Source organism: Catenulispora subtropica (assembly GCF_039531675.1).
GTDB lineage: Bacteria > Actinomycetota > Actinomycetes > Streptomycetales > Catenulisporaceae > Catenulispora > Catenulispora subtropica.
In genome coordinates this window covers 167,355-180,079 of sequence record NZ_BAAAQM010000007.1, presented here as the reverse complement: position 1 = coordinate 180,079, position 12,725 = coordinate 167,355, and the positions used below count along the sequence as shown (strand labels likewise).

Annotated in this window: 9 protein-coding genes; 7 read left to right on the top strand and 2 right to left on the bottom strand. The window is 71.5% G+C overall.

Annotated elements, in window-relative coordinates; translation table 11 throughout:
- Positions 1-36 precede the first annotated feature (36 nt).
- Positions 37-789, top strand: coding sequence for a hypothetical protein (locus ABD466_RS09100; protein WP_344656513.1), 753 nt, complete (start codon positions 37-39; stop codon positions 787-789).
- A 12-nt stretch (positions 790-801) separates the two neighbouring features.
- Here ABD466_RS09100 and ABD466_RS09095 read toward each other — a convergent pair whose 3' ends face one another.
- Complete coding sequence (locus ABD466_RS09095; RefSeq protein WP_344656512.1) at positions 802-1,653, bottom strand: GNAT family N-acetyltransferase; 852 nt, start codon at positions 1,651-1,653, stop codon at positions 802-804.
- Between the two features lie 86 nt (positions 1,654-1,739).
- On the opposite strand from ABD466_RS09095, the gene ABD466_RS09090 reads away from it, so the two are divergent.
- The 5 genes from ABD466_RS09090 to ABD466_RS09070 all read left to right on the top strand — a co-directional run bounded on the left by ABD466_RS09090 (position 1,740) and on the right by ABD466_RS09070 (position 9,114).
- Positions 1,740-2,213 carry a nitroreductase/quinone reductase family protein gene (locus ABD466_RS09090; protein WP_344656511.1) on the top strand — a complete coding sequence of 158 codons (474 nt, stop codon included), beginning with the start codon at positions 1,740-1,742 and terminating at the stop codon, positions 2,211-2,213.
- Positions 2,210-3,325: a winged helix DNA-binding domain-containing protein gene (locus tag ABD466_RS09085; protein ID WP_344656510.1), complete on the top strand. Its 1,116-nt coding sequence runs from the start codon at positions 2,210-2,212 to the stop codon at positions 3,323-3,325. Before ABD466_RS09090 ends, ABD466_RS09085 begins: the two co-directional genes overlap by 4 nt.
- A 5-nt stretch (positions 3,326-3,330) precedes the next feature.
- Positions 3,331-4,056 carry a hypothetical protein gene (locus tag ABD466_RS09080; protein ID WP_344656509.1) on the top strand — a complete coding sequence of 242 codons (726 nt, stop codon included), beginning with the start codon at positions 3,331-3,333 and terminating at the stop codon, positions 4,054-4,056.
- Positions 4,057-4,123: 67 nt separating this feature from the next.
- Positions 4,124-7,774, top strand: coding sequence for an EAL domain-containing protein (locus ABD466_RS09075; RefSeq protein WP_344656508.1), 3,651 nt, complete (start codon positions 4,124-4,126; stop codon positions 7,772-7,774).
- Positions 7,775-8,172: 398 nt separating this feature from the next.
- Positions 8,173-9,114 carry a GGDEF domain-containing protein gene (locus tag ABD466_RS09070; protein WP_344656507.1) on the top strand — a complete coding sequence of 314 codons (942 nt, stop codon included), beginning with the start codon at positions 8,173-8,175 and terminating at the stop codon, positions 9,112-9,114.
- 46 nt (positions 9,115-9,160) lie between these two features.
- On the opposite strand, the gene ABD466_RS09065 is transcribed toward ABD466_RS09070, so the two are convergent.
- Entirely contained in the window at positions 9,161-9,895 is a 735-nt protein-coding gene (locus tag ABD466_RS09065; RefSeq protein ID WP_344656506.1) for a VOC family protein, read from the bottom strand.
- A 50-nt stretch (positions 9,896-9,945) separates the two neighbouring features.
- Here ABD466_RS09065 and ABD466_RS09060 point away from each other — a divergent pair, with 50 nt between their 5' ends.
- Entirely contained in the window at positions 9,946-12,606 is a 2,661-nt protein-coding gene (locus ABD466_RS09060) for a penicillin acylase family protein (RefSeq protein WP_344656505.1), read from the top strand.
- Positions 12,607-12,725 lie beyond the last annotated feature (119 nt).

The window sequence follows — 12,725 nt, the reverse complement described above, 5'->3', positions numbered from 1 at the left end:
TGATCCAGACGCCCTCTTCTCCTCGAGCATGGAGCCATGCGAAAGACATCCGCGCTCATCGCCGCCACCACGCTGGCCGCCGCCGGCGTCGCCCTGCCGGCCGCCGCGCAGGCCGCCGCCGCGAACCCCGACACCGCGCCGACCGCACTGACCGCACCGACCGCGACGACCACCCCGACCGCCGTCCCGGCCTTCGACTACAGCGACTGTCCGCAGCTGCCGCCGGGCGTGGACCCGGCCAGGTGGCGGTGCGAGGTCCTCGTCGCCTCCGGCACGGTGACCATCGGGGCCAGCACCGCACCGTTCCGTTTCGACCGCGTGACCCACGCCGAGGGCCCGATGCCGGACGGAACACCCGGACAGGTCTTCGGCGGCTTCCGGGCCCCGCGCCTGCCGGTGGAAGGCCGGCAGTCCGGCGACGGACACGGCCCGAAACTGTGGATGCAGCCGCGGCTGATCTCGCCGCCCGACTTCTATTCGCAGGGCGCGATGAGCCTGGCGTTCGCGCTGTCCGGGCCGAAGCTGGGCGACCGGTGCTCGATCGGCACCGGCGACGCGCCGGTCCAGGTGGTGGCGGGGCGGGTTCCGGGGACCACGGAGTGGATATCGCAGAACCCGCCGATCATCACCTTCGAGGTGCAGGACGCGACGCTGGCCGTGCCCGAGGTGAGCGGCTGTGGCCGGGCCTCCGGGACGCTGGACCGGCGCTTCGGGCTGCCCTCGCCGTCCGGGGCGAACCGCGTGGACGCGACCGCGTTCTACTCGTTCAAGACCTACGACCACCTGTAGGACGTGGGGACCTCAGCCGAGTTCGAGGGTGGTGACGCCGAAGACCTTGCCCGCGTCGACGTCGCGGACCGGACCGGTGTACATCCGGGCCACCTCGAACGCCGGCTCCATGCCGAGTTCGCCCACCATGGCCAGGGCCTCGGCGTTGGTCTCCGGGACGTCGATCGCGACCGTGCAGCCGCCGGTTCCGCCGATGCCGGCGACCAGCGCGTCGAGGATCACCTCGGCGTAGACGCGGGAATCGGCGAACAGCGGCCCGACGCGGTGGCTGTCGCGGGCGGTGCGCATGACGCCGTAGCCGACCAGGCGGCCGTCCACGATCAGGGCACGGCCGACGTGGCCCGGCGCGGCGAACCACTCGCGCAGGAAGACCGGACGCGGCGCGGGGAAGCACAGTGCGTCGTAGTCGGTGACGTCCGCGAGAGCGGCCTCGGCCAGGGGGACGGCGGCCGAGCCGGAGCCGTCGGGAGTCAGGGTGCCGAGGTGGCGGACCGTACGGTGGGCGTAGTTGAAACCGGACTTGCGGTAGTTGTCCTGCTGGGCGACGACGCCGTCGAGGCCCACTGTGCGGTCGCCGGCGTGGGGCAGCGCGGCCTTCCAGGTGGCCAGGCCGTGGCCGCGGCCGCGGAACTCGGGCTTGACCAGGTACAGGCCGAGGAAGGAGAAGTCGTCCCCGTAGTTCACCACGGACACCGACGAGACCGGCTCGCCGTCGATCCGCCCGATGAAGAAGCCCTCGGGGTCCTGCGCCAGAAAGCACGGTCCGTCATGGTCGCCGGGGTTCCATCCCTCCGCGGCGCACCAGGCTTGAATCGTGGGCCAGTCGGCGATCGAGGCCCGCGAGATGTGCAACGTGTCCGTCATCCCCTCATCTTGGCGCGCCGATGCGCGCCGTGGAGTGCCCGACACGCGGAGCCCCGGCGTGGGCCCGCGGATGCCATGATGAGGGGATGACCAACCCTTGGAGCGCCGTCGTCACGCGGCTGGGCCGGAAACAGTGGTTCGCGACCACGTTCAAGGGGGTGGCGCCGCACGTCGACCGGTTCCTCGGGCGGGCCACCGGCGGCCGGGTGTTCATCCTGACCGGCACCGGACGGCCGACGCTGCTGCTCACCACGACCGGGCGCAAGTCCGGGCAGGAGCGCACCGTGCCGCTGCTGTACGCGGAGCGGGGCGGCGGGTACGTGGTCGTCGGCTCGAACTGGGGCCAGCACCACCACCCGGCGTGGGCGCTGAACCTGCTGGCCGACCCGCGGGCGACGGTGACGATCCGGGGCAAGGCCAAGCCGGTGCGGGCCCGCGTGCTGGAGGGCGACGAGCGCGAGCGGGCGTGGACGACGGTGACGAAGCTCTGGCCGGGTTACGACGACTACGCCGAGCGGGCGGGCCGAGACGTCAACGTGTTCGTCCTGGAGCCCGCGTGAGCGTCCGCACCCTGACCGAGCAGGAGCTCAATCGCGCGACCCTGGACCGGCAGCTGCTGCTGCGGCGCTCGGACCTGGACGCGGCCGCGGCGGTGGAGCATCTGGTCGGGCTCCAGACCCAGGTCCCCCCGAACCACTACGTCGGTCTGTGGACGCGGCTCGCGGCGTTCGACGCCGAGGACTTCTCACGGCGGTTCCAGGACCGTGAGTTCGTCCGGATGAGCCTCCAGCGCTCGACGATCCACACGGTGACGGCGCGGGACTGCATGCCGCTGCGCCGGCTGCTGCAGCCGGTGCAGGACCGGAACCTCAAGGGCGCGTTCGGGCGGCGGCTGCAGGGCATCGACCTGCGGGAGCTCGCGGCGCGCGCCCGGGTGCTCCTGGACGAGGAGCCGCTGACGTTCAACGACCTCGGCAAGCTGCTGGCGGAGGCGTATCCGGACCACGACGCGCAGGCGCTGGGAGTGGCGGTGCGCAACAACCTGGCGATGGTGCAGGTGACGCCGCGTGGTCTGTGGCGCCAGGGCGGGCTGGCCAAGCACACCACCGCGGAGAACTGGCTGGGGAGCGAAGAGGCTCCCGCCATGACACCGGATGAACTGGTGACGCGGTATCTCAAGGCGTTCGGGCCGGCTTCGGTGATGGATGCGCAGACCTGGAGCGGGCTCACCGGCCTGCGGGAGGTGTTCGACAGGCTGCGCGGCGAGCTGGTGGTCTTCCAGAACGAGGGCGGGACCGAGTTGTACGACCTGCCGGACGCGCCGCGTCCCGGTGCGGACGTCGACGCCCCGGTCCGGTTCCTGCCGGACTTCGACAACGTGTTCATCGGCCACAAGGACCGTGCGCGGATCCACGACACCCAGGTGGCCAAGGACAAGATCTGGCTCGGCAACATGGCCGTTCCGACCTTCCTGGTGGACGGCCGCATCCGGGGCGTCTGGAAGATCGAGACGGACAAGAAGCGCAAGGCGGCGACGCTGAACCTCACTCCCCTGGTGCCGATCACCAAGGCGCACCGCACGGAGCTCGAAACGGAAGGCGCGGTCTTGCTGGAGTTCCTGGCGCCGGGAGCTGATCATGATCTGCGGTGGCTCACGGACGAGAACGGTTGATCCCCGTGAGAACACGTATGGGACTGGTGGCGGTGGCCACGGCCGCCGTCACGCTGACCGCGGCCGGGTGCGGCGGGTCGTCGAGCCCCAAGGCCGCGCCGGCCGCCGCCACGCCCTCCGGAGCTTCGACGCCGGCTACGACTCCGGCTCCGGCTTCGTCGGGGTCCGCGCAGTCCCCGTCTCCGACGCCGTCGTTGTCGCCGTCCCCAACGGCCGGCTCCCCCAGCGGTGATCCCGGGAAGCTGCCGCAGACCAAGACGCTGCCGACGTCCACCGACCCGCAGTTCCTGGCCGGGGTGAACGCGCTGTGGCAGGGGATAGTGGACGACAACCCGCAGGAGGCGCTGCCGTTCTTCTTCCCGGAGTCGGCGTACCAGCAGGTCAAGGCGATCGCCAATCCGTCGTCCGACTACCAGAACCGGCTGATCGGTTTCTACAATCTGGACATCCATGCCGCGCACCGGCTGCTGGGCTCGGGCGCCAAGGACGCGAAGCTGGTGGGTGTGACGGTGCCCGCCGGCCAGGCACAGTGGATCCTGCCGGGCGGCGAGCAGAACAAATTGTCGTATTACCGCGTGTACGGAGCGCGGCTGACGTACACCCAGGGCGGCAAGACCAAGTCGTTCGGGCTGTTCTCGCTGATCTCCTGGCGCGGCGAGTGGTACGTGGTACACCTCGGACCGAACCCCCGACCGAAGCCAGTCGGGACCGTCTACCAGCCACGTAGCTAGTCACCCCCTGATACTCACGCCCCCTGTTCAACAGGCGCGAGGGCGGCGCGTGTGACAGTTTTGAAGCATGCGACCACCGCCACCGCTGTCCGGGTGGCCGGGGCACGAGCGGCGGGTGCTCGGCGTCCTGGCCGCCGTGCTGGCGGTGACGTTGGCGGTCTTCTTCTCCTCCCAGGCCCTGCGGGGCCTGGCGTGGTTCGTGCTGGCGCTGTGCACCGCCGCGGCGATGCTGCTCGGGATCCGGGTGAACCGGCCGCCGTACGTGCACGCCTGGTACCTGCTGGCGGCGGCCGCGGGGCTGATCGTGGTGTCCAACTACTCGGACTTCGCCTACGCCCGCCACGTGGGGCCGGACATCGGCGACTGGATCGGCTTCCTGGGGTACCCGCTGGCGCTGGTCGGTCTGCGGCTGGTCATGAAGCACCGGCTGGTCGGCCGGGACTCGGCGGGGACGCTGGACGCGCTGATCGTCGTGTTCGCGGCCGCCTACGCGGCCTGGGTCTACCTGATCGTGCCGTACTTCGACCAGGGCTCCGACACCTGGGACTACGGACTGGCGTCGGTCATCGCCCCGCTCTGCGACCTGCTGCTGCTGGGCATGCTGCTGCGGCTGGTGATCTCCCCGGGCTCGCGCAACGCCGCCCTGTGGCTCCTGACCGCCGGAGCGTTGTTCCAGACCGGCGCCGACGTGGCGGAGTCCATACTGCGCCTGAACTCCGCCACCTGGTACGGCACCCACACCGGCACCTGGGCGCTGGAGCTGTGCTGGATGCTGTTCGCGGCCTTCTGGACGGCCGCGGCCGTGGTGCCGTCGTCCCACGACCTGACCAGACCCGTCCGTGAGACGGCCCGCGCCGCCCTGCCGACCGCCTGGTCCCGCCCTCCCCGCATCGCGCCGCTGATCGTGGCGGCGGTGGTGGCGCCGATCATCAACAGCGTGGAGCTGGCCCGCGGCCATCTGGCGACCGGCTGGGCGGGGCCGATAGTGGGACTGACGATCTCGCTGATGATCCTCGCGCGGGTCGCGGTGATGGTGCGGTCGCACCGCCAGGCGCTGGCCCGCGAGTCGATCCTGCTGGCGGCCAGCGAGGAGCTGGGGGTGGCCGGCGGGACGCGGGAGGTGACGGAGACGCTCGCGCAGGGGGCGGCGGGGTTGTTCTCGGGGCGGGGGGCGGGGCACGCAGTGGTGGTGGTCGTGGAGGGGGCGGAGGGGGTGCAGGTGGCGACGGCGGGGGCCGTGCGGGGATGGGGATCCGACTCCGCTCCTGGCTCCGGTCTGGTTTCCAGCTCCGGTCTGGTTTCCAGCTCCGGTTTCGGCGAGCCGACCGCGGGAGCGAACGCAGCTGATACGGCTCGCACCGCCGGCGCTGCTCCGGATGCCCGTTCCACATCCGCCGAAGCGCGCCACGCCGGCGACGTCGAGGGCGTGCCCACCCCGACCGGCGTCCCGCCCCGCTTCAGCGGCGCCGACGGCAGGTTCCCGTCGCCGCCCACACCGGCCCGCCCGCGCGCCTCGGCCAGGGCCCGGTCCGATCCGGAATCCGCCGCTTGGCGCAAGGCGCTGGCCGAGACCGCGCTGCTCTCCGCCGACGACGAGTCCGAAGCCGCGCCGACGCTGCCGCGAGCCGCGCCCGGCGGGCATCTGCACGCCGCCAACGTCGTCCACACCGCGGACCTGCCGCCGCCCTTCCCCGAGCGCCTCGGACCGCTCGAACACGCGGGGGTCGTGCCGCTGGACGGCGTGCCCGGCGTGCTGGTGGTCGCGGCCGCCGAGGAGGACCTCGCGGTGCTCGGCGGGGCGCTGGAGATCCTGGCCAGGCAGGCGTCCGCGGCGCTGGAGCGGATCACGCTGTCACAGGAGATCACCCGGCGGGACAGCGAGGCGTACTTCCGGGCGCTGGTGCAGAACACGTCGGACACGATCCTGATCGTCGACCCGGAGCTGCGGGTGCGGTACGCGTCGCCGTCGTCGGCCCAGCTGTTCGGCGACCGGCCGCTGCGGGACCGGCCGCTGGCCGAGGTGATCGGCTCGGTGTACAGCGCCGACGTGGCCGTGCGGGCCGCGGAGCCGACGCCGCAGCCCCCGGTGCGCCGGGACTGGGAGATCAGCGCCGGCGGCGGGCCGCCGCACGAGGTCGAGACCACGATCGCGGACCTGCGGGCGGAGCCCACGGTCGGCGGTTTCGTGCTGTCGCTGCACGACGTCACCACCGCGCGCGGACTGGAGCGCACCCTGCAGCGGCACGCGTACCGGGACCCGCTCACCGACCTCCCGAACCGGCTGGCGTTCATGCGCGGGCTGGAGGACGCGGTGGAGCTGGCCTCGCCGTCGGTGTCGGTGTCGGTGCTGCTGCTGGACCTGGACCACTTCCGCGAGATCAACGACTTCCACGGCCGCGAGGCCGGCGACCAGGTGCTGCGCGACATCGCCCAGCGGATCCAGGAGCGGCTGCGGCCCGGGGACGTGCTGGCCCGCACCGGCGGCGACGAGTTCGCGGTGCTGGAGGTACGCCGCTCCGACGAGAAGCCCACGCTGCCGGCCGGGATGCCGGGCGAGGAGGAGCCGTTCTACGTCGGCCCGATCGCCGTGACGACGTCCGGGGCGGTGGCGACCTGCACGACCGGCGCGACCGGCGCCTCCCTCCTGGCCGACGCCGAGATGACCCTGCACGCCGCGAAAGGCGCGGGCCCCCACACCTGGCGCGGCTACGACCCGCGGCTGCGCGCCGAACTGGCCCGGGCCGCCGCCCGCCGCTCCGGCCTGGACAAGGCCCTGGCCGAGAACAGCTTCGAGCTCTACTACCAGCCCATCGTCTGGCTCGACGACGGCGACATCGGCGGCTTCGAGGCCCTGGTCCGCTGGCCGCAGCCGGACGGCACGGTGATCCCGCCGGACGACTTCATCCCGCTGGCCGAGGCCACCGGCCAGATCCTGCCCCTGGGCCGCTGGATCCTGCGCACCGCCACCGAGCAGGCGGCCCGCTGGAACGCGATCCGCACCGCCCGCGGCATCGCCCCGATCAAGATCTCGGTGAACGTCTCGGCCCACCAGCTCCGCGACCCGAACTTCCCCGACGAGGTGGGCGAAGCCCTGTCGGACGCCGGCCTGGACCCGGCCTTCCTGATGGTGGAGGCGACCGAGAGCTCCCTGATCGACCGCGCCGGCACCGCCCTGGCCAACCTCAGAACCCTGACGCGCCGCGGCGTCGGCGTGTCCCTGGACGACTTCGGCACGGGCTACTCGTCCCTGTCGTACCTCCGCGACCTGCCGGTCTCCGCCCTGAAGATCGACAAGGCCTTCGTCGACGGCGTCCCGGGCGAACCCCGGCAGACAGCCCTGGTGAAGGGCATCATCGGCATCGCGAAGTCCCTGACCCTGATGGTGGTCGCCGAGGGCGTGGAGACCGCCGAGCAGCGCAGAGCCCTGGCACACATGGGCGCCGACCTCGGACAGGGATACCTGTACGCCCGCCCGATGCCGACAGCGGAGGCCACGGCCCTGATCCGCGCCGGCCGCGTCACCCTGCCGACACGCGCCCTGGGGGCGGTGGGCGCGGCGGGGATCTACCGGTCGGAGCAGGACGAGGAGCTTTCGGGGGGCGGGCCTTCGGCGGAGGCCACGCCTGCGGTGGAGCCTGATGCGGAAGCGGATTCCGGGGCGGGCTCGGAGGCGGATTCCGAGGTGGATTCCGAGGCGGACTCGGAGGCGGACTCGTGAGCGACGAGCGCCGGCGCGCCTCGAACGAGGACGGCGTCTCCGACCCGCCGCCGGAGAGTGGTCCCGCCAGCCCGGCAAGGCCTGTCGGGCCCGCTGGTCCTGCCAGCTCTGACAGCCCTGCCGACCCGGCCCATCCCACCAGCCCTGCCAGCCCTGCCGACCCCGCTCGCTCTGTCAGCCCCCCGAGTCCTGTCAGCCCCCCGAGTCCTGTCAGCCCCCCGAGTCCTGGCAGCCCCGCCGCTCCGGCCAGGCCCGTCCGCCACCGCTCGTGGCCCCGCGGCCGTCCCCGTCCGCCGGACCCCTCGGTCGCCGTCCTGTGGGAGCGCACCGAGCACGAGAGCCGCCTGTTCGCCACCCGCTTCGCCGGCCGGCTCCTCGTCCTCGGCGCCAGTCTCGGCATGATCCTCACGCTGATCCTGGGCGTGCCGGCGGGGACGTTCTCGTCCAGCTGGTGGAGCCTCATCGGCGCCTGCGCCCTGGGCGTCGCCTGGGGCACGGTCTATCTCCTGCTGCCCGGCCCCGCGCCCGACCCGGTTCTGAAGGCCACCCCCGCCCTCTCCGCGCTCCTGATCACCACCCCCATGGCGCTGAACCACAACAACGCCGCGGACGGCATGCTCCTGCTCACCTGGCCCGTTCTGTTCGCGGCCTATCTGCTGCCGCGCCGCACCGCGTACTGGACCCTGCTCGTCGTCATCGGCTGCCTGGCAGTCGTCCTGGCCGAGGGCACCGGCCCGGGTCGCTTCACGGTGTGGGTCGAGATCACCGCCTCGGTGATCCTGACGCTGGTCGTGATCCTCCACGTCCGGGCCCAGGCCGACCGCCTGAAACGGGTTCTCGCCCAGCAGGCCCGCACCGATCCCCTCACGGGTCTCGGCAACCGCCGCGCCTTCGACGAGGCCATGGACCGCGAGATCGCCCGCCACCGCCGCACCCGCGCCCCGCTGTCCCTGCTGGCCGTGGACGTCGACCACTTCAAGCTGATCAACGACACCTGGGGCCACGCCGCCGGCGACGAGACCCTCGCCTCCCTCGGCGACCTCCTCCCCCGCCTGGTCCGCGCCGGCGACGTCATCGGACGCATCGGCGGCGAGGAGTTCGGCGTCCTGATGCCGGACTGCGGCCACGCCCAGGCCCTGGCCCGCGCCGACAGCCTCCGCGCCGAAGTCAGCGCCGTCTCCGGCACCTGGGCGCACAAGGTGACGGTCAGCGTCGGCGTCGCGACCCTCCCGGACTCCGCGTCGACGATGACCGACCTGGTGATCGCCGCCGACCTGGCCCTGTACGCGGCCAAGGAGTCCGGCCGGGACCGGATCAGGGCCGCGCCGGACCGTTCCTAGCTCCGGCTTCCAGCTGCCGTCTCTCGCCCTGGCTTCCCGCTTCTCTTCAGGACTCTGGATCCTTCCGGATCAGGCAGTACTCCCACCCCGCCGGATCCCGCATCACCAGCCAGTTCGCCCGCTCGGCCACGAACTCCGCCCCCAACGCCTCGTGCGCCGCCCGCGTCGCGTCGGCGTCGGAGCAGCTCACGTCCAGGTGTGCCGAGGTCGGCCGCTCCTCCCCCACCCGCTGGAACAACACCGCCACCGGCGCCCCCTCCGGCGGCCGCAGCCAGCTGAACTCCGCGAATCGTCGGCTCGGCATGACCTCCAGCCCGCTCACCCCGGACCAGAACGCCAGTTCGGCGTCGAACGCCGACGGCGCGACATCGATACACACCTGGTCCAACCGGCTCCGCGCCCCATCCGTCCCCGCGAACGCTCTCGCCGTCTCCATCCCACCGTTCCAGGTCGTGACGCAGAGCCCGTATCCACTGGGCGACTTCGCATAGGCCCACTCGTCATCGCGCGCCACCACTTCGCCGCCGAGCTCCACGACCCGGGTCACAGCGTCCTCGAAGTCGTCGAACTCCATGTCGACGTGAGCACCGCCCCCGTGGAGCACGGCTTGCAGCTTCACGCACGGATCGCCCTCCCCCGCCGTGGGCAGCAGCGTCGCGAACTCGCCACGCTCCCCGCGCCGCGGCGAGAGCGTGGTGCCGGTGACGGCCGTCCAGAAGCGCGCGCTCTCCTCGAAATCCGCCGCCGGCCGGTCGATGAACGCCCAGAACCACCTGATCACGGTCTTTCTCCCTATGGCCAAAGTCTGATCGCTGCCCTTAATCTTCCGCGATGCAGACCGACCACGACGAGTTCCCGGAGCAGCCGGCCGATCCCGACGCCGGGACCGCCGACGGCGCGTCCGAGCCGGACGCCGGGCCGGAAATCGGCCCCGGCCCCGGACCCGAGCCGGACCTCGAGCCGACCACCCCACCGGCTCAGCCCCGCTCCCGCCCGCGCCGCCGATTCCGCAAGCTCAAGACCGCCTCAGCGGTCCTGGCGGCGCTGCTCGTCGTGCTGGTCGGCGGCGGCGCCTGGTGGCTGAACTCCTCGATCCACGCCTCCTACCCGCAGACCACAGGAACCCTGCACGTCCCCGGCCTGGACGCGAACGTCGAGGTGGACCGCAACGCCGAAGGCGTCCCGCAGGTCTACGCCGCCACCTCCCACGACCTGTTCTTCGCCCAGGGCTACGTCCAGGCCCAGGACCGCTTCTGGCAGATGGACGTCTACCGCCACATCACCGCCGGCCGCCTCGCCGAGATGTTCGGCTCCAGCCAGGTCGACACCGACAAGTTCGTCCGCACGATGGGCTGGCGGGCCGTCGCCGAGCAGGAGTACTCGACACTCAGCGCGGACACGCAGGCGTATCTGACTGCTTATTCAGCGGGTGTGAACGCCTATCTGAAGGACCACAAGGGATCCAAGGCGTCGGTGGAGTACGCGGTACTCGGCCTTCAGACCGACTACACGCCGTACGACTGGACCCCTGTGGACTCGGTGGCGTGGCTCAAGGCGCTGGCCTGGGACCTGCGCGACAACATGCAGTCGGAGATCGACCGCGCCCTGGCGTCGCAGAAGCTGACCAAGGACCAGGTGGACCAGCTGTTCCCGGCTTATCCGGCGGGCCATCCGACGATCGTCCATCAGGGCACTGTCACCAACGGCGCCTTCGACCAGAACGCGACCTCGTCGGATACCGCTCCCGCCGAACCGGCCGCGCTGCCGGCCGGGGCCGCGACCGCCCTGGCAAGCCTCTCGCACACCGTCTCGGCGCTTCCCGCCACGCTGCAGCCGCACGTCGACGGTGTCGGCTCGAACTCCTGGGTGGTCTCCGGTGCGCTGACCACGACCGGCAAGCCGCTGCTGGCCAACGATCCGCACCTGGCGCCGCAGCTGCCGTCGATCTGGTACCAGATGGGGCTGCACTGCACGACGGTGAACGACGCCTGCCCGTTCGACGTGGCCGGCTTCACGATGCCCGGCACGCCGGGCGTGCTGATCGGGCACACGTCCGCGATCGCGTGGGGCTTCACCAACGGCACCGAGGACGTCACCGACCTGGTGCTGGAGAAGGTCAGCGGCGACAGCTACGAATACAACGGGCAGCAGCTCCCGCTCTCAGTGCGCCAGGAGACCATCAAGGTGGCCGGCGGCAAGCCGATCACCCTCACCATCCGCTCGACGAATCAGGGTCCGTTGGTCTCCGACACCGACAAGGACCTGCGCACCGCCGGGAACGGCTACGCCGTCGCCCTCCGCTGGACGGCGCTGCACCCCGGGCGCACGGCCGACGCGTTGTTCGAGGTGGACCGCGCTTCCGACTGGAGCACGTTCCGGGCCGCCGCGAAGGACTTCGCGGTGCCGTCCCAGAACATGATCTACGCCGACACCGCAGGCAACATCGGCTATCAGACACCGGGCCAGATCCCGATCCGCAAGGCCGGCGACGGCCGGTGGCCGGTACCGGGCTGGACCGACCAGTACGAGTGGAGCGGCTATATACCGTTCGACGAGCTGCCACACGTCCTGAACCCGCCGGACGGGTTCGTGGCCACGGCGAACAACCCGATCATCGGCTCGCAATACCCGTACCTGCTCTCGATGGACTTCGACTACGGATACCGCGCGAACGAGATAACGCAGCGCCTGAAAGCCGCCACCTCCGACGGGAAGAAGATCGACGCGGACGGCATGCGGGCGATCCAGGGCGACACGCGCAACGAGTTCGCGTCCGTGCTGGTGCCGTACCTGACACGGCTGCCGGCATCGTCGTCGAAGCAGACCCGGGCCGCACGCACGCTGTTCGAGGGCTGGGACTACACGACCTCCACCACGTCGGCCCCCGCGGCGTACTTCTACGAGGTCTGGAAGTTCATCTGCAAGGACGCCTTCATCGCGAAGCTGCCGTCATCGGTCGAGGTCGACGGCGGCGACCAGTGGTTCGCAGCCGCCACGACCCTGCTTCCGGACGCCACCAGCTTCTGGTGGAACGGCGACCGCGACGCCCTGCTGGCCAAGGCCATGGACCAGGCCGCGGACGAACTGACATCGCAACAGGGCTCGAATGTCAAGCAATGGGAGTGGGGCGCCCTGCACAAGCTGACGCCGACCAACCAGACCCTGGGCACCGGCGGCCCGTGGTTCGTCAAGTGGCTGGTCAACGGCGACCCGGTCCCGGTCTCCGGCGGCTCGGCCGTGGTCGACGCGACGGGCTTCGACATCGGCAAGAACTTCGCGGTCGACGAGGTGCCGTCCATGCGGATGCTGGTGGACTTGTCGAACCTGGACGCGTCCACGTGGGTCAACCTGACGGGCGCCTCCGGCCACGTCGACGATCCGCACTACCTGGATCAGCTGGCGTTGTGGCGGACGCTCCGGACGCTGCCGTGGCCGTATTCGAGGGCTGCGGTGCAGAGGACAACCAAGGACACGTTGACGCTCACGCCATAGCGAGCCACGCTCCGTGGGGGTCGACCTTCGCCAGCACGGCGGAGGTCGGCCCCTTTGCTTGTTGCGTAGTAGCCGAGCGAGCTCGGACACCGGCGCCAACCCACGCGCATCACCAGCTC

Excerpts from the sequence above, each read along its gene's own strand:
- ABD466_RS09100 (WP_344656513.1), top strand. The coding sequence starts at position 37 with ATGCGAAAGACATCCGCGCTCATCGCCGCCACCACGCTGGCCGCCGCC.
- ABD466_RS09095 (WP_344656512.1), bottom strand. The coding sequence starts at position 1,653 with ATGACGGACACGTTGCACATCTCGCGGGCCTCGATCGCCGACTGGCCC.
- ABD466_RS09060 (WP_344656505.1), top strand. The coding sequence starts at position 9,946 with ATGCAGACCGACCACGACGAGTTCCCGGAGCAGCCGGCCGATCCCGAC.
- ABD466_RS09070 (WP_344656507.1), top strand. The coding sequence starts at position 8,173 with ATGATCCTCACGCTGATCCTGGGCGTGCCGGCGGGGACGTTCTCGTCC.
- ABD466_RS09090 (WP_344656511.1), top strand. The coding sequence starts at position 1,740 with ATGACCAACCCTTGGAGCGCCGTCGTCACGCGGCTGGGCCGGAAACAG.
- ABD466_RS09075 (WP_344656508.1), top strand. The coding sequence starts at position 4,124 with ATGCGACCACCGCCACCGCTGTCCGGGTGGCCGGGGCACGAGCGGCGG.